The sequence below is a fragment of the Corynebacterium poyangense genome (assembly GCF_014522205.1).
Classification (GTDB): domain Bacteria; phylum Actinomycetota; class Actinomycetes; order Mycobacteriales; family Mycobacteriaceae; genus Corynebacterium; species Corynebacterium poyangense.
In genome coordinates, this window is the sequence record NZ_CP046884.1 from 2,503,321 (window position 1) to 2,523,034 (window position 19,714).

The 19,714-nt window shown below is 54.8% G+C and carries 18 protein-coding genes; 6 read left to right on the forward strand and 12 right to left on the reverse strand.

Annotated features, from left to right (window positions below; translation table 11 throughout):
- Positions 1-12 precede the first annotated feature (12 nt).
- The 5 genes from GP475_RS11820 to serS all read right to left on the reverse strand — a co-directional run bounded on the left by GP475_RS11820 (position 13) and on the right by serS (position 7,328).
- Entirely contained in the window at positions 13-759 is a 747-nt protein-coding gene (locus GP475_RS11820) for an MIP/aquaporin family protein (RefSeq protein WP_187974551.1), read from the reverse strand.
- Complete coding sequence (locus tag GP475_RS11825; RefSeq protein ID WP_187974552.1) at positions 756-2,489, reverse strand: glycerol-3-phosphate dehydrogenase/oxidase; 1,734 nt, start codon at positions 2,487-2,489, stop codon at positions 756-758. The genes GP475_RS11820 and GP475_RS11825 overlap by 4 nt, the downstream gene beginning before the upstream one ends.
- A 285-nt stretch (positions 2,490-2,774) precedes the next feature.
- On the reverse strand, positions 2,775-4,679 hold the full coding sequence (locus GP475_RS11830; RefSeq protein ID WP_187974553.1) for a 1-acyl-sn-glycerol-3-phosphate acyltransferase: 1,905 nt from the start codon (positions 4,677-4,679) through the stop codon (positions 2,775-2,777).
- Between the two features lie 55 nt (positions 4,680-4,734).
- Positions 4,735-5,850, reverse strand: coding sequence for an alpha/beta hydrolase (locus tag GP475_RS11835; RefSeq protein ID WP_316932477.1), 1,116 nt, complete (start codon positions 5,848-5,850; stop codon positions 4,735-4,737).
- 218 nt (positions 5,851-6,068) lie between these two features.
- Positions 6,069-7,328, reverse strand: a complete 1,260-nt coding sequence (serS, locus tag GP475_RS11840; RefSeq protein ID WP_187974554.1) for a serine--tRNA ligase — start codon at positions 7,326-7,328, stop codon at positions 6,069-6,071.
- A gap of 49 nt (positions 7,329-7,377) precedes the next feature.
- Between serS and GP475_RS11845 the strand changes: the two genes are divergently transcribed.
- Positions 7,378-8,355 carry a septum formation family protein gene (locus tag GP475_RS11845; protein ID WP_187974555.1) on the forward strand — a complete coding sequence of 326 codons (978 nt, stop codon included), beginning with the start codon at positions 7,378-7,380 and terminating at the stop codon, positions 8,353-8,355.
- Here the strand turns inward: GP475_RS11845 and galE are convergent.
- From galE to pheA, 3 genes are all read right to left on the reverse strand, one after another.
- Positions 8,339-9,349: a UDP-glucose 4-epimerase GalE gene (gene galE / locus GP475_RS11850; protein ID WP_187974556.1), complete on the reverse strand. Its 1,011-nt coding sequence runs from the start codon at positions 9,347-9,349 to the stop codon at positions 8,339-8,341. The two genes, GP475_RS11845 and galE, sit on opposite strands and share 17 nt — an antisense overlap.
- A gap of 61 nt (positions 9,350-9,410) precedes the next feature.
- Positions 9,411-10,052, reverse strand: coding sequence for a histidine phosphatase family protein (locus GP475_RS11855; protein ID WP_187974557.1), 642 nt, complete (start codon positions 10,050-10,052; stop codon positions 9,411-9,413).
- A 3-nt stretch (positions 10,053-10,055) separates the two neighbouring features.
- On the reverse strand, positions 10,056-10,973 hold the full coding sequence (gene pheA, locus GP475_RS11860; protein ID WP_187974558.1) for a prephenate dehydratase: 918 nt from the start codon (positions 10,971-10,973) through the stop codon (positions 10,056-10,058).
- 33 nt (positions 10,974-11,006) lie between these two features.
- On the opposite strand from pheA, the gene GP475_RS11865 reads away from it, so the two are divergent.
- From GP475_RS11865 to GP475_RS11875, 3 genes are read left to right on the forward strand one after another with little or no spacing between them, the layout of a single operon-like run.
- Positions 11,007-12,239 carry an amidase gene (locus GP475_RS11865; RefSeq protein ID WP_187974559.1) on the forward strand — a complete coding sequence of 411 codons (1,233 nt, stop codon included), beginning with the start codon at positions 11,007-11,009 and terminating at the stop codon, positions 12,237-12,239.
- Positions 12,217-12,945, forward strand: coding sequence for a CPBP family intramembrane glutamic endopeptidase (locus GP475_RS11870; RefSeq protein WP_187974560.1), 729 nt, complete (start codon positions 12,217-12,219; stop codon positions 12,943-12,945). The genes GP475_RS11865 and GP475_RS11870 overlap by 23 nt, the downstream gene beginning before the upstream one ends.
- A gap of 25 nt (positions 12,946-12,970) precedes the next feature.
- Positions 12,971-14,125 (forward strand): LCP family protein, encoded by a 1,155-nt coding sequence (locus tag GP475_RS11875; RefSeq protein ID WP_187974561.1) that lies wholly within the window; start codon positions 12,971-12,973, stop codon positions 14,123-14,125.
- Here GP475_RS11875 and GP475_RS11880 read toward each other — a convergent pair.
- From GP475_RS11880 to msrA, 3 genes are all read right to left on the reverse strand, one after another.
- Positions 14,122-15,036, reverse strand: coding sequence for a DUF5926 family protein (locus tag GP475_RS11880; RefSeq protein WP_187974562.1), 915 nt, complete (start codon positions 15,034-15,036; stop codon positions 14,122-14,124). The genes GP475_RS11875 and GP475_RS11880 overlap by 4 nt on opposite strands.
- Before the next feature lie 23 nt (positions 15,037-15,059).
- The gene (locus tag GP475_RS11885; protein ID WP_187974563.1) at positions 15,060-16,013 is read right to left on the reverse strand and encodes an L-lactate dehydrogenase; all 954 of its coding nucleotides are present in this window, start codon (positions 16,011-16,013) and stop codon (positions 15,060-15,062) included.
- Positions 16,014-16,095: 82 nt separating this feature from the next.
- Complete coding sequence (gene msrA, locus GP475_RS11890) at positions 16,096-16,764, reverse strand: peptide-methionine (S)-S-oxide reductase MsrA (RefSeq protein WP_187974564.1); 669 nt, start codon at positions 16,762-16,764, stop codon at positions 16,096-16,098.
- Between the two features lie 123 nt (positions 16,765-16,887).
- Between msrA and GP475_RS11895 the strand changes: the two genes are divergently transcribed.
- Positions 16,888-17,490 (forward strand): superoxide dismutase, encoded by a 603-nt coding sequence (locus tag GP475_RS11895; RefSeq protein WP_187974565.1) that lies wholly within the window; start codon positions 16,888-16,890, stop codon positions 17,488-17,490.
- A gap of 134 nt (positions 17,491-17,624) precedes the next feature.
- Positions 17,625-18,773 (forward strand): HNH endonuclease signature motif containing protein, encoded by a 1,149-nt coding sequence (locus GP475_RS11900; RefSeq protein ID WP_187974566.1) that lies wholly within the window; start codon positions 17,625-17,627, stop codon positions 18,771-18,773.
- Here GP475_RS11900 and GP475_RS11905 read toward each other — a convergent pair.
- Positions 18,759-19,658, reverse strand: a complete 900-nt coding sequence (locus GP475_RS11905; protein WP_187974567.1) for a LysR family transcriptional regulator — start codon at positions 19,656-19,658, stop codon at positions 18,759-18,761. The genes GP475_RS11900 and GP475_RS11905 overlap by 15 nt on opposite strands.
- Between the last annotated feature and the right edge of the window lie 56 nt (positions 19,659-19,714).

Below are 19,714 nucleotides of genomic sequence, written 5' to 3' on the forward strand. Positions count from 1 at the left end.
TTGGTTGGTTTTCTACAAAGCCACCGCGAGTAGACCCACGAACACCGCCGAGAGCAGTGGTCCGACAATGGGCACCCAGGCATAAGACCAGTTGGAAGGGCCTTTATCACGGATCGGCAAAATGAAGCTATACGCTAGGCGCGGCCCCAGGTCACGAACCGGGTTAATGGCATAACCGGTAGGTGTTCCTAAGGACATACCTATTGCCACTACGACGAAGGCGACACCAAAGTAGCTCAATGGTCCGAGGCTATCGCCTTGCTTAAGGACCGGGCCAAAGGCAATAAAGAGCAAAAGCACCGTGGTGCCGATGAACTCTGTCACCGCATTCCAACCGTTCTTGGGGTGGGCGGGAGCGGTAAAGAAAATAGTGTTGGTGCTGTGATTTGCACCGGTGACATTACCTTGTTCATCTAGATTGTTGGCATCAAACATCTGTTTGAAAGCTGCCCACACCAGGATGGCTCCGCAGAAAGCTCCCGCTAGCTGTCCGGCAATGTACCAGGGAACTAACGCCCACGAGGTTGCCCCTTTGATAGCCAGCATGAGTGTTACTGCGGGGTTGAGGTGTCCGCCTGAGGGGTCTGCAATGGAAGCCCCGACGAAAACACCCATACCCCAGCCGAGGGTGATGAGCACCCAACCGGTTCCGCGAGCTGCGGAGGTACGCAGGGAGTTAAGAGCACATACCCCATTACCCAGAAGCAGCAGCACCGCTGTGCCAAGAAACTCCCACCCAAAGGCCTGTAGACCGGTCATGCGCCAGCTCCATCCTTTTCAATAGCGGTTCGGGTTTCGCCAACCGTGGTGAAGATTTCATTAGCTTCTTCATCGGTCAGGGCTTTTTCTGCCTCTAGTTCTGCTTCAACCCGGTCCTTAAAACTCTTGACCTCATCGGCGATAGTCTGGTCATCCCAACCCAATAGAGGCGCAATGAACTCGGCCACCGGCTGTGCGGAATCAGCTCCCCGGTGGGCGTATTCCATGGCTACTCGAAGACGTCGGTTTAACACATCCTCCAGGTGCAAGGCGCCCTCATGGGTGACGGCATATCGAACCTCAGCCATAAGGTAGTGCTCAGCACCGGGAACGGGCTCAAGCAAGGACTGGTCTTGCGCTGCTGGAGCTAAAACCTCTTCCGTCAATGAACCATAACGGCCCAATAGGTGTTCCGTTTGCGTGGTGCTAATCCCCAGGCGTTGGGCTAGCGCCGGCACCTGGTTAGCCAAAGCATGGTAGCCATCAGCACCTAAGATCGGGGTCTGATCAGTCACCGACTCAGGAACTCTCTTGGGGACATCCTGGATCGCTAAATCCACGGCATCTTTACCGATAACTCGGTAGGTGGTGTACTTACCACCGGCAACCGAAACCAAGCCGGGAAGCACCCGAGCTACCGCGTGGTTACGAGACAGGTTTGTGGTGGAATCTGAAGAACCCTCCAAGAGTGGGCGCAAACCGGAGTACACACCCACGATGTCTTGGCGGGTGATTTGCCGAGATACCCGCTGGTTCACCTGATCCAGAATGTAGTCAATATCTGCCCTTGTCGGGGCGGGATCCGGCAGGGAAAGACCCTTTTCCCAATCAGTGTCGGTGGTACCGATGATCCAGTATTCACCCCATGGGATAACAAAGAGAACAGACTTTTCCGTGACGAAGCACAAGGCGGCGTCAGCGTCCAGAGCACTCTTCGGGACCACAATGTGAACACCCTTGGATGCGTGGACGGAGAACTTACCTTTCTTCCCTGCCATCCGCTCTATAGAGTCATTCCACACCCCGGTGGCGTTGATGAAGACACTACCGTGAATGGTGGTTTCCGCTCCGGTGTCGGTATCTCGAAGCTTTGCCCCGGTTACTCGACCACCATTGACTTCAAGGTCAACCACTTGGGTCGACGTCCGCACAGTGGCACCATACTCAGCAGCGGTCCGCAACACGGTCATGGTGTGGCGAGCATCATCAACCAAGGTGTCGAAATACCGAACACCACCAACAACCGCATCGTTTTTCAGGCCTGGTGCTACCTTCAGCACGCCCTTGCGCGTGAGGTGCTTTTGCATGGGAACTGATTTAGCTCCACCCATCAAGTCATAGAGGGTGAAGCCGCAAAACATCATGACCCGCTCCCACAAGTGATGGGTCAGCGGGAAAATAAAGCGCAGTGGTTTTACCAAGTGCGGGGCTAAGGTTGACATGTTAAGTTCCCGTTCCCGGAGGGATTCAGCAACCAAGCGGAAGTCAAACATTGCCAGGTAGCGCAAACCGCCGTGGAACATCTTCGAAGAACGGCTCGACGTACCAGCCGCAAAATCTCGGGTTTCCACAACGGCTACCTTCAGACCGCGTGTTGCCGCATCTAAAGCCGCACCGGCACCTACCGATCCTCCGCCAATAATGACGACGTCAAAGTCCTCGGTACCGAATTTCTCCCATGCTTCCTGATGGGATTCCGGGCTCAACGGCCGGGTGGTGGTGGACGCCATGTCCAGTTGCCTCCTTTCCCGCACACTTTGGCGGGGCTCAGCAAAGCGGTGGGCAGCACAGTGGTGCCACCCCTGTAACATTGACCACGCTAATTTAGAATTTTCAGGCTACGCACTGGTAACTAGGTTGCCTACCTCACCCCCTTTTCCTATTGCTGCCCAAATATTCTGAATCGATACTGCATAACCCACTATTCATTATTTTTGAGCTATAAATACGTGAGCCGCACCATAGACCAAACCACCCCTGTTTAGGGGTGGCCAAAGGTTACCGCTCTCAGGAAACTAGGCAGAATCGGTATTCTCCTGGTCTTTGATAGCATCCTCGAACACTGAACGCAGCACCTCAGCCACCCCATCCCCGGCTACATCAGCGGTGGTCCAATCCGCCGAGCGAATCACCTCTGACGGGGCACTTCCCATGGCCACGCCGATTTCTACTGCGCGCAACAAAGCTGCATCCGAGTATGAATCCCCGACCGCCATCGTGGCACCTGCATCAAACCCCAGGTCCGCGATAAAACGCCCCACGGCAGCAGCTTTATCAGCCCCCGGCGCCCCCACCTGGACTTCCTCAGCGGTATAGGTCACTACTGCTTGGGTGTCTAATTCCTGTTCTAATTGCTCAGCGAGGTTACGCGGTTCAAGGTCGGGAGAGGAAACCCGCAGAAGCAATGTCTGACCTTTTGGATCATGAAGAGGACGAAGCGAAGAAGCTGCCGAGATCCTCGTCAACGCAGCCCGAGTTGCTGCCACAAGCTGGGGAGTGACCGAGATAGTCTCTAGGACCTCAGCTTTATCTACGTCATAGCGCACGGCACCATTGGCGGCTACTCCCAAAGCGCTTACCCCTAACTGCCCGGCGGCGTCGCGCACCTCCTCAATACCCGATTCAGTGGTCAGCACTATCCGCACCCCGTGTTCTACAAATTCGCGAACCATATCTCGGCTGGCGTCACTGATCTGACCTTGGTCATCGCAGAGCGTCCCGGCCACATCTAAACACACCACCTGCGGCAAACCGGAAAGCCGCTGGTGGGGTCGGTGCGGGAGACGATCGAGAATTTGTCGCGTCTGTGCCGCCAGGTTAGTCAACGCCTCTTCCAAACGTGACCCATCGTATTTTTCCCAGCCAGATGCTGCTAGCTGGGCATAGAGAGCCGTGGCATCGCGGCGCAACTGTTCGGTAGCGCCCGAAATCCGCTCCGCCCCCTCTTTGACTCCGGTCCCGCCTTCCTGGGCCAGTTCATCCAGACTCGATTTCACCCACAACAACAAATTCGACAGCCGAGATTCTTCCGAATCTGAGGAAGATACCGAGGAACTCAGCTTCTCTCGGGCTTGGCCATAAGCGTTATAGGCTCCTGAAACGACATTGCGGGAAAGCTCCTGAACCTTATCCCCTAAACCTGAAAGATCCTCGGATAAACGTCGCACCCGGTGACGCTCATCTTCAACGACCTTATCTGCCCGCTGGGCTTCTTCCACAGTAGGAGCACTTCCCCCAAAACGTGCCGGAACCCAATTCGCACCAGCCGGGAAATCTCCAAACTCACGTTGGTAATCCGCCCATAGTCCGTTCAGACACTCTTGCATGGTGGCCCGAAGCTGCTCAGTAAGCTCTTGAGGATCCCCCTGTGGATCTGGAGTCCAGGGTTCTAGCACCCGGATTAGCAGGGGAAAGTGATTCCGACCCAAGTGGCGACGATGCCCCTTAGTCCAAAACCGTTGCGAACCGAATAACACCATAGGGACAATAGGTACACCAGCTTCTTGAGCTATTCGCACCGCACCAGAACGCATGGGTTTAATCTCAAAACTTCGGGAAATTGTTCCCTCTGGGAAAATCCCGACGAGCTCGCCGCGTCGGGCATAATCTACTGCCTTTTGGAAAGAATCTTGACCATCAATGCGATCTACCGAAATATGCCCCATGGAACGCATTAACCACCCCACCATGGGGTTACGGAAAATGGCGGATTTACTCATATAGCGGACCAGTCGCCCCTTGGTCCGCGGAGCTAAACCACCGAACACAAAATCGAGGTAGCCGGTGTGATTTAGCACCAAAACAGCCCCACCGTGGGCGGGGATATTTCCTTCTCCTGATACCCGAAGCTGGGTCCCCTGAAACCCGATGATTCGGTAGCAGCTTTCCACGATCCCGCGGTAGAGCACGTCTTTCGGCATGCGCACATTATAAACGACTAAGAAAGCCCCGCCAGAGAGGCGAGGCTATTCTCAGTTAGAGGCGAGCATCCAACCACTGGATAACCGTGTCCATGGCCTGATCACCGGCCGGTTCATTGAAGACCTCGTGCATCTGCCCATGCCACTTAATGAGTTGCTTGTCTGTGGAAGAAATAGCGGAATACCAGTCATTAGAGAAGTAATCCGGCACCAGACCATCGCGGTCACCGTGCATGATCAGCGTAGGAGCGGTGAAAAGATCTGCATTGATGGCATCATAAACCGCACCAAAAGTTAGCTGCTGAGACATCCCCAACGACACCGTCTTATTCACCAGGGGATCGGTCTGATACTGGGAAGCTACCGCCGGATCAGAGGCAACCCCGTTGGTAAAGATGTTGGGGGGCTGAATCAGATCAGTACCTTCCGGAGAGGGCAGACGCAGATCCGTGCGTCCCGGAATAGCCTCCGCCGCTAGCCGTGCATTAAAGGTGGTCATCTGGTCTAATGGCAAAGCCTCAGACAAACTTGGCCACAACTTACGCTGCGTATCTGTAATGGCATCGGGAGTGATGGTTTGCCCACGCTCTAAGGACCCAGAGAGATTAAAGGGAGCACCGAAGCCATTAGTCACATACCCATCAATGGTTCCTGGATACTTAATCCCGTGGAACTCAGCAGCCTCCGCCCCCATCGAGTGCCCCAGCATAAAGGTCTTACCTGGGTTTTCCGCCTTAGCCTTTTCCACCAACTGGTGAACGTCATCGACTAAGTAGTGGAAATCATCAATGTGGCCACGGGCCACCGGATTATTCATCACCGGCGCTGCAGATTTTCCATGTCCGCGGTGATCTAAACGATAAACGTTATACCCGGCGTCCAGAAGACGGTCCGCGACATGGTCATAGCGTCCCGAGTGCTCCGCCGCGCCATGAACCACCACCACAGTGGCTTTGGCGTTGGGGACTTGCTGGGACTTCCAATAGATCTGGGTGCCTTTACCGTCGGTGGAGGTGAAATAGCCTTCGTGGACCTGCACCTCTGGGCGAGCACTAGGAGCAGCAGCATAGCCAGGAGCGTCACCGGCGTAGGCCATACCGCTTGCGCACGCAGGGGTAAGGACAAGCGCTCCAGCTAGGAGAACCGCGCTAAAGCGGGAGAAGCGAGACATGGGGGATGCCTTTCCAGAAAAAATGAGGATGAACTAATAAGTACGCTAGGCTGCGCTCAGGGCTCGATCAAGGAATCCCCAGAGGTAGGTAGCACCTCGAAAGAAGCGTCGGAAAGCCCGAAAAGGCACAGGCCATCTGTGCTTTTTTCAAAAAGCACCCGACGGGAGCTGTGCCGGGAAGGCGAAAAAGGTTACCCCATTCCGGTGGTAGACGAACGTTACTTTTTAGGTTTCAGTATGTCCTGTCCCACAAAAGGACGAAGCGCCTCCGGAACAATCACCGAGCCATCAGCCTGCTGATTATTTTCCAAAATGGCGACCAACCAACGCGTCGTAGCTAATGTTCCGTTCAACGTAGCCACCGTCTGCGGTTTACCTTGAGCGTCACGATAACGAGTTTGGAGGCGACGCCCCTGGAACGTAGTGCAATTGGAAGTGGAGGTTAGCTCCCGGTAGGTGTTTTGGGTAGGTATCCAGGCCTCGGTATCAAATTTCCGGGCGGCCGAGGCACCGAGATCCCCACCAGCAACATCAATAATCCGATAAGGAACTTCCACTGCCGCGAGCATGTCTCGCTCCATATCCAGCAAAGCTTGATGCTGCGCCTGAGCATCCTCCGGGGCGCAATAAACAAACATCTCCAGTTTGTCGAATTGATGAACCCGCAAAATGCCCCGAGTATCTTTGCCGTAGGAGCCTGCTTCTCGGCGGAAACACGAAGACCAACCGGCATATTTCAGTGGCCCTTGAGAAAGATCGATGATCTCGTCCTTGTGATAACCGGCCAGGGCCACTTCCGACGTCCCCACCAGGTAGAGGTCATCGCGCTCCAGGTAGTAAATCTCTTCGGCATGATCCCCTAAGAATCCGGTACCAGACATAATCTCCGGACGCACCAAAACCGGGGGGATCATCAACTGGAAACCAGCGGCTGTGGCTTTCTGTGCCGCCAGGGTTAACATTCCTAACTGCAACAAGGCACCCGCCCCGGTCAGATAATAAAATCGGGCTCCGCCAACTTTGGTGCCTCGCTTCATATCAATAAGACCTAAGGATTCCCCCAGCTCAAGGTGATCTTTGGGTTCGAAATCAAACTCGGTTGGGTGGCCAACATGCTCTAACACTACAAAGTCATCTTCGCCTCCAGCCGGAGCACCTTCGACCACATTAGAAAGCCGCATCTGCAAGGAATTAACCTGCTCTTCAGCATTCTTTTGAGCTTCCTCAGCAGCCTTTACCCGGTTCTTCAAATCCTGCGAGCCTTGCAATAACGCTGGCCGGTCCTCCGGGGAAGCCTGCCCAATTTTCTTCCCTAAAGACTTTTGCTCAGCACGCAACTCATCGGCGCTTTTAATGGCCTCCCGACGGGCACTATCGGCAGCTAAGAGCTCATCAACTAACCCGGGATCTTCGCCACGAGTGCGCTGGGATTCACGGACAACATCAGGGTTTTCGCGGAGAAACTTCAGATCAATCACGCGCCTAAGCCTACCGTGGAACTCACAATTCCCTACCATAGGAGGAGTCATGACTACGCACGCTTCCTGGCGCAGCGCCGCCGCAATCCGAACATTCCTGGTCGCTTCCCTGGCAGGGATCGTCGCCGCTGGCTCCTACACGTTCTTCAGTGAGGATGCCGCCAGCCTTGCCACTCATCACGCCACCGGCGATAGCTCCACCCCGTTTACCACCGCCGATACTGGCTCCTGCCTCACCTGGGATATTGGGCGCGACGGCCAGGTCAGCGGTTTTGAACAGGCCAATTGTCAAGGCAAACATCGCTTTGAGGTTGCCAGTAGAGAGGATCTGGCTGCCTATCCGAGCAGCGAATTTGGGGAGGGTGCTGCGATGCCTAGCTTAGAGCGCCAAGCTCAACTCCGCGAGGAGTTATGCCGAGCCCCGGCCCTGCGCTATGTTCAAGGCAAACTAGACCCCACGGGTCGCTATTCAATCGCGCCGATTTTGCCTCCAGCAGAAGCCTGGGCACACGGTGACCGCACCATGTTGTGTGGATTCCAATCAACAGATGATCAGGGGAACGCCCAGCTCACCACCGGAAAAATAGTGGATCAAGACCAAGCACGAGTGGCGCAACCAGGCGAGTGCCTCATTATTGATGAGCACCAGACTCTGAAGAAAGTGGATTGCGCACAAGACCACAATCTGGAAACCACCTCAATTGTGAACGTCCAACAGAAATTCCCGGACCATGTCCCCACTGTTGAGGAACAAGATGACTACCTTAAAGGTGTCTGCACCCAGGCTGGAATGGATTATCTGGGAGGAGATGACCCGCTTTATGCTTCGACCTTGCAACCCTACTGGACACCGCTATCCGAAGAATCCTGGAATGGTGGTTCGCATAGCGTAAACTGTGCCTTGGCAACAGGGGGGAAGAATGGTTTTGCGGTACTCCGCGGCTCAGCCAAGGGGCAATTCACTATCGACGGTAATCCTCCCGCCCCGCAGCCAGAGCGTCCACCTCGCCCTAGCGAGACTCCTTAGCCAGAACGTCGGGGAGCTTCGCAGACCACGCGAGCGAATCCCGCACTCCGTCAGCAATGCTGTGTTCAGCTTCCCAACCTAATACCTCGCGGGCTTTGTCGGTTGTCGTAGCGCAACCGACCACATCCCCGGGGCGAGGGTCAGCTGTTCGATAAGGAAGTTTCTTGCCGGTTGCCTCACCAAAAGCCTCCACCAATTCAATAACTGTGGTGCCTTGTCCGGTGCCGAGATTTATCACCTCGTAATGGGAGGTATCGGACTGGGCCATGACGTCGTCGAACTTCGCTAAGGCCAGGACGTGAGCGCGGGCCAGATCCCACACGTGGATATAATCCCGTAACCCAGATCCATCCCGCGTCGGCCAATCAACACCGGTAACGGTAAATTCCTTTCCGTCGTGATAGGCCTCGATCATTTTCCCGAGCGCATGAGAAGGGCGCGGTATTTGCAAACCGGTGCGAAGTTGCGGATCCGCCCCAATGGGGTTGAAATAGCGCAGCGAAATCACATCAATAATCCCGGCAGCAGCAATGTCTTGAAGGATGCGCTCCAAGATCCACTTGGAAGCCGCATAAGGGCTGTGTGGATTTACTGCCGATGTTTCAGACACCAGGAGATTTTCTTCTGGATCGTAGAACGAGGCCGAGGAACTAAACAGGAAATGTTTCACCCCGTGCTCCTGGAGTTTTTGGAGCAAAGTTATGGATTTCCCAACATTATTGTGATAATAATCCAAAGGATTTTTTACCGAATCCGGAACGACAATTTTCGCTGCGCAATGAATAACAGCACTAATATCCGGATGATCTTGGAAAATCTGATCCAACAACGCTTTATCTGCTATATCACCTTCATAATGAGGATGAGGTTCAGCAAAAACCTTCAGACCGGTGCTGAAATCATCCAGGATAACCGGGGTAATTCCATGATCTAAGCAGCAAGAAGCAATTGTGGAACCGATAAAACCGGCGCCACCAGTAATAAGAATTTTCACGGTTTCCCAGCCTACCTGAACCTAATTAACAGAATTGAGATTTTCCTGCGCTGCGGTTCCTCTACACTCCCCACTCCACGAGACGCCACTGGCCGAAATCATTTTCTCCCGGTTCTAAAATAATGCGACGGCAATTAGCCAGTCGATTCTCAAAAGCGAAATCAGGGTCAACGCCACAGGCGTGAACTGCCGCAACTCGCGTCGCCGCGCCGTGGCTGACGATCACCACATCGTCTTTGCCATGCCGACGACGCACCTGCTCCAAGGCTGGCCGATAGCGGTGAAGAACATCGCAATAATTTTCCCCACCCGGCGCGCGAGCGTCCGGATCACCACCTAACCACCCAGCTAGACAGTGATAATAATCCTGGAACGCGGCATCATCTCCGCGCATTTCCCAATCCCCCATGTCCACTTCCTGCACCCCCGCTAGGGAACGCACTGGCAGACTGCCTCTTCGCTGGCCCCGGAGCCGCTCATATTCCGCGCTTAACAGCATCGCAGTTTGACCCGCCCTAATGGCGATGGAGCAATACACTGCGGCGAGCTTGGGATAATCCTGGGCGCACACCCGCCCAGCTTCACGGGCCTGCTCCTGCCCACGGTCAGTAAGCCATGCTCCGGGTGGCCGGGTATCCAGCAGTTGAGCCACGTTACTGGTAGTTTCTCCGTGGCGCATCAGGATAATCCGGCCAGTGCTCATCAATTAGTCCTCTCCCGTTCGAGCTGCGTGCACCCAGCGGTCTGCTGCCGACACATCCACCGTGGTACGGGGAGAAGCAGCGTCATCCGGGACCGCCGGCCACGATCCTAAAAAGTGCAGGTCTTTACACCTAAGATACAGTGCGCGCAGAGCTTCAGCCACCGCCGAATCCGCAATATGCCCTACTAAAGTGACATGGAAGAGATAGGTCCCAAGTTTTTCCCTGGTGGGACGCGACTCAATCCGGGCCATATCCACCCCCCGGAACGCAAATTCCTGCAACGCCCCTACTAAGCTACCGGGCTCGTTAGGCAGACTAAAAATGATGGCAGTTCGATCATTGCCAGTGGGCTCGGGAGGTTGATGTTTAGGTCCGACGAGCGCAAAACGAGTCCGTGCACCACGATGATCTGCCACTCGCTTAGCCACCAATTCCAAACCATGCATAGCTGCAGCAGGCTCGGGAGCTGCCGCCGCATCAGCGCGGCCCTCTGCTACCTCAACAGCCGCCGCAGCATTGGAACTGGCCGGAAGGAACAGCGCTTGCGGAATATGCCGAGTTATCCAACCTTTGACCTGCTGATGAGCCACCGGATGCGTCGCTAGGGTGCTAATATCCTCCAGCTTGGTCCCGGGCCGAACCATAATGCCGAAGGAGATGTCTAAATCCACCTCCCGGTAGATATTGACCCCAGCACCAGAGCTTAAGGCATCAAAGGTAGGAGTTACCGGGCCATCGACGGAATTTTCAATGGCCACGCAGGCAAAATCCGCCTCCCCGGACCGAACCGCATCAATAGCAGCAGCCGGGCTCGGGAGCGGCAAGCTACGGACGTCGGACATCTGAAGATCACCAACAAACCTATGCAGAGCTTGCTCGGTAAATGTGCCTGCCGGTCCCAGATACGCGATGACTGTCATGCTTCTACATTATTGCGCGCTAGGGTTTATGCCATGCCTTGTGCCCGCGATGCCGTCGAGGAGTTTATAGCCGCTCTCGCCGCCCTAGAACCGCAAGAACATGGTTTCAGTTATATCGCTGCGGATCAGGCGCGTTGGCGAGCCGACTATTTAGACGCCCTACCAGCCTCACGCCGCGGCCCGCTTCACGGATTGCTCATCCCCATCAAAGACTTAAGCGACGTTGCCGGAATGCCCACCACCCTAGGCTCAGCTGAGCGCAGCTATCAAGCTCAACGCACAAATCCTTTAGTGGAACGTTTAGAAGCAGCCGGGGCGATCATCCCCGGGAAGAGCGTCGCCGCAGAACTGGGCATGACTGGATACACCGAACCAGTAGGTCAACCTACCCCTGATAATCCGTTGCTAGCTGGCTGTACTCCTGGAGGGTCCTCCGGGGGCGCAGCGGTAGCGGTAGCACGCGGATTAGTGCCCGTAGCACACGGTTCTGATGGCGGCGGATCCCTCAGGATTCCGGCTGCTGCCTGCGGGCTAAGCACCATCAAACCAGAACGGCGCCACCCAGGGGCCGGATTAGCAACGGCCGGATTCCTAGGCACCGATCTGCGTTTCTTGGCCGCTCTCTCCGGGATCCGCCAAGACCCCCGGCGGTTAAAAGTTGGCCTCATGCTTACCCCTCTGTGGACACCCGACGCCCCTGTGTCCGCACCAGCCCGAACTGCCGTCACCTACGCCGCTCACCAGCTAGCTAATAAGGGACACGAGATAGTAGAAATCCCCTACCTTGCCGGGGTCAACGTCCCACAACTATTCCACGCTTTCCGCACTATTTTCTCCACCTCTCTCCAGCAAGTTCCCCGCACCCCTCAAGAAAGCGCCATCGTGAGCTGGCTAAGGGAATGCGGCCGGAAAGCGGGGGAAAATCACAGGCGCGAAACTCTAGAACTCCTCCACGCTGTTTCCGGCCCGCAGGGCAGCATTGCCCAGGCCTTAGAGGTGGATCTTCTCCTCAGCCCCATGCTCACCTATCCTCCCCCTCCGCACCACCATTTTTCAGACCGCGACCCGGAAGAAAATTTCTGGGAACAAACCCGTTGGTCCCCGTGGGCATCTCTGTTCAACCTCACCGGCATGTCAGCTATTTATCAGCCGTGGGGTGCTACCCCAGGGGTCGGTGTCCATCTTGGTGCTATTCGTTGTCGACCCGGCGCCGTTTACCACGCCGCTCTCGAACTAGAGGAGTATGCGCATGACTGGGACGCCTAGCCGCCTACGCTGGGAAATCCTCATCGTTCTAGGGATTAGCTTTGGAATGTCCGGGCTACGCGCCGCCCTGCGGCTTATTGACGCCCTGCTTAGCCCCACCCCGCTCAACCAACAACAAGTCACCCTGAATGCCGCCCAATCTCAACTGCCCTGGTTAGACTTCAGTTTACAGCTGTGTTCAGCTTCGGTCTTGCTGGGCTGGGCTGGACTAGCACTCTACTTATTAAAGCTCGACGGCATCACGGCCCGCTCCTGGCAACGTCGAGACATCCTGAGCGGAATGGCACTAGCTGCAGTCATTGGTATCCCAGGGCTGCTGTTTTATATTTCCAGCGTGCGGCTTGGGCTCAGCCGAGAAGTCATTCCTGCAGGATTCGATTATCCGCTCCTACAAATACCTAGTTCCCTGGTCTGGGCTGCAGCCAATGCGGTGAGCGAAGAAATCATCGTGGTGTTCTGGCTTTCCACCCGGTTAGGCCAATTGGGCTGGAAAAGTGCCTCAACCCTTGCCGCCTGCTCGGTGCTTCGCGGAAGTTATCACCTATATCAAGGAATCTCCGCCGGGTGCGGAAATATCATCATGGGCCTTGTCTTTGGCTACGTATATCACCGCACCGGACGAATTTGGCCGCTAGTGATAGCCCATTTCCTTATCGACGCCATAGCTTTCGTGGGGTACAACGCCATCGGTGGACTCCCCATCTGACCCGCTAGCTCTACACTGTGAAACCATGGATGATATTGCACGGGACCGTAATGGCAATCCCATTTACGATCGCTATGGCCGGCCGGTCCGCAGACGTGCTGCGCGCCCTGCACAAGCTCCACGTCCGCAGCGCGCGCAGCAACAGCAACCACCGCGACGTCTCACACCCCAGCAGCGATTCCCCGTGCCGACTCCTCGCCCTGAGCGGCCCGTACCGACCCCTCGCCCCGAAAGACCCATGGCGCGCCCACCCTTCCAGCGGCGACGTCTCCCCCGTCTTCAAGGTTGCGGCTGCTCCCTAAAAGCACTAATACCTCTGCTCTTAGTCCTGCTTCTAGTAACCACCCTGTGGGTTGATACTCAACTCAACCGGGTAGACGCCCTTCCCACCCACCAAGTTCCCAATACTTCCGGCACCAATTGGCTATTAGTGGGCTCTGATTCTCGTCAAGGTCTTAGCGAGGCTGATATCCAACGGCTCGGAACCGGGGGAGATATTGGGACCGGCCGCACCGACACCATCATGCTGCTTCATATCCCCCGGCTAGGTGGAGGAAAACCCACGCTGGTCTCTATCCCCCGCGATTCCTATGTCCCCATCCCCGGTCATGGTTCAGCAAAAATCAACGCAGCTTTCGCATACGGCGGTCCGCAACTCCTGGTAGAAACTGTTGAGCAAAGCACCGGTTTAAGAATTGACCATTACGCGGAAATAGGAATGGGTGGTTTAGCTAATGTTGTCGACTCCGTGGGTGGAGTGCAGATCTGCGTCAAAGAAGCTATTAATGATCCTTTGGCGAATTTAAATGTCAGCGCCGGTTGCCAAAAGATGAATGGCCCTACCGCCCTGGGATATGTGCGGACCAGGGCTACCGCAGAAGGTGATCTTGACCGCGTTGTTCGGCAACGCCAATTCCTCAGCGCACTCCTCGACAAAGCGACATCGCCATGGACACTGCTGAACCCATTCCGAATGCTGCCGCTGATCATGCATACCGCGGCCACCTTCAGCGTGGATCGAGGCGATCATGTTTGGCATTTAGCCCGACTAGCATGGGCAATGCGCTCGTCCCCAGAGACCAAGACAGTCCCAATCAGCGGGTTCGCCAATTATGATGTCGGTTCTGTGGTTCTCTGGGATGACAATGCTAGCGCCCAATTATGGAACTCCCTGCGCTAGCGGATAGTTACCTCGCGGGACTTAATATTTTGTAATTTCCGACGCTCTTCGCTATCCAAACTCGTCTCATCCTGATACGCAACGTGAAGTTGTTCAGCCAGGGCCTCCAAAAGCGGGGCAAAAGAATCAGAAGACTGAGTGCGGTCAACATCAAAAACCGGGACAATGATTCCGTGAGTGCGGAACACCCCAGCAAACTTAGACCCCTCACCTAAGGCCAGATCCCCACGAGCCGCCACTCTAGCTAGCGCGCGCAGAAGCTGGTCCTCACTATCAGTGGGGAAAATCCAACGAATATGAGCCTTCGTGCCGGGGTCTACCCACCACGCGCAACCCGGAATATCGGCATGAATCCGAGTCGAAGGAATGATGGCGTCATTTGCCGCCTGCAAACTAGCCGCCATCTCAGGAGCTAACAAGCTTGGATCATTATCTGGCAACCACCAATGGAAATCCTCGTACTCCTTGACATCCAACGAGGCGTCGGGCCGCACAAGGTCTTTTAGCTGAGGCTCCGAACCATCCGCTATAGCTGAACCAAGTGTCTCCCCCACCTCAGCATTCACCACCCAGTTGATAGCATAAGCCAAATCTCTGCCGGGATTCTGAGAACGAGACCCCGCTTGCAAAGCAACCAAAGCGTCATCCTCACGAACCACCGCCGCCGCAGCCCCCGGTAACACCGTCACCACCTGCACCGGCCGCGGAGACTCAATAGTCAACGGCAACAACGCAGCAGCCGAAGGAACAAACTCCTGCAGCGCAATAAGGTCAGCTTCCATAGCCAGCCCACCAAAAGGACGAGGATCACGATCCAAGGCAGAACGCTCAGCGGCCCGGGCCGCCAACTTTGCCTGCCGCCTACTCATCCCCTCCGGGAGCTGCTGGGTTTTACGGTTCTTTTTAGCCATGTGGCTAACCATAACCTAGCTAGCTAACTAGCGGGAAAGAACTTCTCCTGAACCTCCCGCAAGGTATTAGCCGAATGCGTGAAGCGTTCCATCTCATGATCAGTGATTTCTAGCTCTACGACCCGACGGATTCCGCGCCGGTTAATGATAGCGGGCGTACCGATGTAGATATTTTCTTGCCCATATTCGCCTTGCAGCAGCGCGGAACATGGCAGCGCTACATCCTGGTTTTGCAAAATCGCACGCGTAATGCGGGCCAGTCCCATGCCAATTCCATAGGACGTGGAGCCCTTGGCGTCAATAATGTGGTAGGCGGCGTCTCGGGTGTCTTCAAATATTTTCTCCAAACGCCCTTCTAACTCGGGATCTTTTTCTAGCTGCTTCCGCATAGAAACCCCGGCGATGGTAGCGGAGGAGAGCACAGGTAACTCGGTATCACCGTGTTCACCAATGATGTATGCGTGCACCGACGTGGGTGCTACTTCGTAAAGTTCACCAAGCATGTAACGGAAACGTGCGGAATCCAAGACGGTGCCGGAGCCAATGACGCGATGGTGGTCTAGGCCGGAGTATTTCCACGTGGCGTAGGTGAGAATATCGACGGGGTTAGACGCCACGACGAAAATTCCGTCGAATTCATTGGCCATCACTTCATCCACAATGGATTTAGTGATTTTCATGTTCTTTTCTACAAGCTGCAGTCGGGTTTCGCCCGGCTTTTGGGCTGCACCGGCGCAGAGCACAACAATGGCGGCATCGCGGCAATCTGCATAGCTGCCTTTGGTGACGCGGGTACGAGAACTGGACCACACCACACCGTGGTTGAGGTCCATGACGTTACCTTCTAGCTTCTTTTCATCGATGTCGATGATTGCGAGGTGATCACAGGTGCCCTGATTCACTAGTGCGTAGGCGTAGGCTACTCCCACGTCGCCCGCCCCGATAAGCACTACCTTGTTTCCGACAATGTCTTTCATGAATCCTGCCCTTCTGCATTGGCACGTTGACAATTCCTATTATGCCCGATTCTGTTGGATTTTGCTCGGAATGCGGGCAGATTCACAGATTTACGGGCATTTCGCATGCTACTCCCGTGGAATGGTGGGGACAATAACCGCCAGGATTCTTAGCTAAATACTGCTGATGTTCATCTTCCGCCAAATAATAATGCCCGACGAGCGGAGCCACCTCGGTCGTTATCTCCCCGTACCCGCGCTCAGCTAGCTGCTTTCCATAGTGTGCAACAATTTTCTTAATTCGCTCAGCTTCATTGCGGGCATTACTCCCTACGGTATAAAAAACTGAACGGTATTGAGTGCCTACATCATTGCCCTGACGAAAACCCTGGGTTGGGTCATGCGCTTCCATTGCGGCTACAACTAACTGATCTAGAGAAATAATTCCAGGGTCATAAATAATTCCAACTACCTCTGCATGGTTAGTTCGACCGGTACACACTTCTCGATATGTCGGATTAGGGGTAACTCCCCCGGCGTATCCAACCGAGGTGGACTCTACCCCAGGCAGTTCCCAGAACAGCTTTTCAGCTCCCCAAAAACAGCCCAGCCCGGCATAGAGAATCCGCTGCTCTGGCCGCCAAGGGGCGTCGACTGGCGTTCCTAAAACAGCATGAGGCTTGGGGTGAGTAAGTACCGGAGCAGTTCCGCCTTTCAGAGCTTCTTTGACGGGAACCAGTTGGTTTGGACGGGAGGGAATTAGCCAGCCCATAGCCACTCCTTTTTATCGAAAAATATTGTTCGGATATTTGAACATTAATTATATAGTTGCAAAATCAACCACACAGCCTATTATGGGGAACCATCCTGCCAAGGAAAACACGAAAGGAAAACCATGGCTGTTTACGAACTTCCCGAACTTGATTACACCTACGACGCACTTGAGCCCCATATCGCTGGCGAAATCATGGAGCTTCACCATACGAAGCATCACCAGAACTACGTCAACGGCGCCAATGCCGCATTAGAGAAGTTGGAGAAGGCACGGGAAGATGGCAGCATCGGAGCCGTCGTAACTCACCTGTCTAAGGATTTAGCTTTTAACCTGGGTGGCCACACCAACCACTCTATTTTCTGGAAGAACCTCTCCCCGAATGGTGGCGGCGAGCCCACCGGCGAGCTTGCTGAAGCAATTAATCGCGATTTCGGGTCCTTTGAGAAGTTTAAGGATCATTTCTCTGCTGCAGCTCTAGGCTTGCAGGGCTCCGGCTGGGCCGTCCTGGGTTACGACCACGTTGCCGATCGTCTAGTTATTGAGCAGATGACCGACCAGCAGGGCAACCTGTCCGTTAACCTCACTCCGCTCCTTCTTCTGGATATGTGGGAGCACGCGTTCTACCTCCAGTACAAGAACGTCAAAGCAGATTACGTCAAGGCTGTATGGAACGTCTTCAACTGGGAAGATGTTGCCGAGCGCTACGCCAAAGCTCGCAGCTAGCTCCTTAGCATATATCTCGCCCCGCCGCATCAGCAGCGGGGTTTTTCTTGTGGAAAACACAACAACCCCCGCTTTTCCACAGCCCGCCGCATCAGCCCAAGTCCTCACCCCCAAACCCGTTCTACCGTATGGGCATGAATATCCTCGCAGCACTCGATGCTCTCAAACGACAAGGACTTGAACTAGCCCACGCGGTTTGGCAGCACGGCAAACCAGACAGCTTCGCCGAGGATTACGGCTTGCCAACCACAGAAGCTCGACGCTTCTACCGCGTAGGGAAAACCCTATTTGGGCCCTGCCAGCTAGAGCTCAAAAAAGACCGAAATGTTGTTCTCCACGCGTTGCCCGGTCTCAGCATCCACCAGCTGCTTATTATTGATGCCTATTGCCGGAAGATCGGCCCAAACTCGCGTTTCCTATTGTGGCGAGAACTCGCCGAGGCTGCGCCTGGCCGCACCCTTGCTGAACTTAGCGAATTGGCGAAAAAACGTGTTCGGGAGATCAACCCGAACACCGACAAAAACGCCACCGCGCTTCGCCGCGTCGTCTTTTCTACCTCACCCGATATCAATGGGCAATCCCATTTACTGGCCCGTGGCCCCGCCGAGCACATGGCCCATATCACCAGCGCATTAGAACAAGTTACCCAACACCATTGGAACCGAGACACCGATGATCGCAGCTTTACTCAGGCCATGTTTGATTCCCTCTACCAGTTGACAACCACCACAAGCGCACACCCCGAGCCCACACAAGACTATGGCGTGGCAATTGTTGTCCGTATACCCGAACTCAACCGCGAATCCCTAGCTAGCAGCGGAGAAGGCCGCGAGTTTATGACTAGCCAGGGCGCCATAATGACCACCCGACAGTATCTCCAAGCCCAGCTAGCTAATACGGGTTATGCCATCATCACTGACCGGAATAATCACCCCGTAGAACTGCACCATCTCACCAAAACCGACGGCACCCAGCCGCGCTTCGCTAACCGAGCCCAACGGTTCGCACTAGCGTGCATGCAAGGCGTATGCGCCAAACCTGGTTGCCACAGGTACGCGCTCAATGGCCAAGCACACCACATCATTCCCCACCACCAAGGTGGACAAACCAACCCCGCCAATATGGTGCTGCTTTGCCCCACCCATCACGCCGAAATTCCCCATCACGGAACCATCTATAAAGATTCAGAGGGAAAGCCCATGTGGCGAAACCCTGACGGCAGTAACCGAGAAGGACGATTCCCCATCCACGACATCAACGGACAAGCCCTAGGCTGCCGCTAAACGCGACTGCACAAATTCCCGAAAACCATCAACCGGAGGAGCTGGCGCAGCCCCCTGGCGCCACACCATGCCTAAATCCCGATAAACCGCTGGAGTCAACGGGCGCAGAACCGCTCTGTGCGGCAAAAGGTAAGGATCATCAAGAGGTAAAAGAGCGACGCCTAGTCCGGCGGTCACCAATCCTGAAACAGTAGTCAGCTCCATAGATTCGAACACTATCCGCAAACGGACATCATATTCGGCAGATAGTTTGTCCAGCATGATCCGGGTGCCGTATCCGGGTAACATCGCGACAACATTCTCGCTAGCTATTTCGCTAAAATGTATCTCTTCACCCTCAATAGCCAGAGGATGTTCCTCCGGAAATGCCAACGCTAATCGCTGACGATGCAGGCGACACCAACCCAGCTCTCCACCTTCTCTACTTTCCTCTGGCCGGGGCCCTACCAATGCGATGTCAGCTTGATCATAAAGGACTCGATTAGAGACCTCCTGGGCGGGCCCCTGATGCAACTTAATATCAAGATGGGGATGAGCTTGTCGATGAGCTCGTAAAATATCTGGAACCATCCACGTACCTAGCGAATGAATAAAATCAAGTCGCACTGTTCCTCGTTCTGGATCCATGAGCCGGCGAACTTTCGTCCGGCCCGCTTCTAACTCAGCTAACGCAGCTCGGGCGTGGGGAACATACGCTTCACCTCGCTGATTCAGGTGGATACCTCTACCTGTTCGATCGAAAAGCTCAGAGCCTAACTCTTTTTCTAATTTCGCAATCCGCCTAGATAGCGTGGGTTGACTTATAGCTAGCTCTCTAGCGGCATCACTCAAATGCTGAAGTTCCGCTCCTACTAAAAAGCTCTGTAATTCCGAAGACAAACTCATGCATAAAGCGTATCGTTTTGCGTCATTTTTATCATTTTACCCATAGAATTTGTTCT

What these genes read in the sequence shown, in the direction of transcription:
- GP475_RS11820 (WP_187974551.1), bottom strand. Translation starts at nt 759, where the DNA reads ATGACCGGTCTACAGGCCTTTGGGTGGGAGTTTCTTGGCACAGCGGTG.
- GP475_RS11825 (WP_187974552.1), bottom strand. Translation starts at nt 2,489, where the DNA reads ATGGCGTCCACCACCACCCGGCCGTTGAGCCCGGAATCCCATCAGGAA.
- GP475_RS11830 (WP_187974553.1), bottom strand. Translation starts at nt 4,679, where the DNA reads ATGCCGAAAGACGTGCTCTACCGCGGGATCGTGGAAAGCTGCTACCGA.
- GP475_RS11835 (WP_316932477.1), bottom strand. Translation starts at nt 5,850, where the DNA reads ATGTCTCGCTTCTCCCGCTTTAGCGCGGTTCTCCTAGCTGGAGCGCTT.
- GP475_RS11845 (WP_187974555.1), top strand. Translation starts at nt 7,378, where the DNA reads ATGACTACGCACGCTTCCTGGCGCAGCGCCGCCGCAATCCGAACATTC.
- GP475_RS11855 (WP_187974557.1), bottom strand. Translation starts at nt 10,052, where the DNA reads ATGAGCACTGGCCGGATTATCCTGATGCGCCACGGAGAAACTACCAGT.
- pheA (WP_187974558.1), bottom strand. Translation starts at nt 10,973, where the DNA reads ATGACAGTCATCGCGTATCTGGGACCGGCAGGCACATTTACCGAGCAA.
- GP475_RS11865 (WP_187974559.1), top strand. Translation starts at nt 11,007, where the DNA reads ATGCCTTGTGCCCGCGATGCCGTCGAGGAGTTTATAGCCGCTCTCGCC.
- GP475_RS11870 (WP_187974560.1), top strand. Translation starts at nt 12,217, where the DNA reads ATGCGCATGACTGGGACGCCTAGCCGCCTACGCTGGGAAATCCTCATC.
- GP475_RS11875 (WP_187974561.1), top strand. Translation starts at nt 12,971, where the DNA reads ATGGATGATATTGCACGGGACCGTAATGGCAATCCCATTTACGATCGC.
- GP475_RS11880 (WP_187974562.1), bottom strand. Translation starts at nt 15,036, where the DNA reads ATGGCTAAAAAGAACCGTAAAACCCAGCAGCTCCCGGAGGGGATGAGT.
- GP475_RS11885 (WP_187974563.1), bottom strand. Translation starts at nt 16,013, where the DNA reads ATGAAAGACATTGTCGGAAACAAGGTAGTGCTTATCGGGGCGGGCGAC.
- msrA (WP_187974564.1), bottom strand. Translation starts at nt 16,764, where the DNA reads ATGGGCTGGCTAATTCCCTCCCGTCCAAACCAACTGGTTCCCGTCAAA.
- GP475_RS11895 (WP_187974565.1), top strand. Translation starts at nt 16,888, where the DNA reads ATGGCTGTTTACGAACTTCCCGAACTTGATTACACCTACGACGCACTT.
- GP475_RS11900 (WP_187974566.1), top strand. Translation starts at nt 17,625, where the DNA reads ATGAATATCCTCGCAGCACTCGATGCTCTCAAACGACAAGGACTTGAA.
- GP475_RS11905 (WP_187974567.1), bottom strand. Translation starts at nt 19,658, where the DNA reads ATGAGTTTGTCTTCGGAATTACAGAGCTTTTTAGTAGGAGCGGAACTT.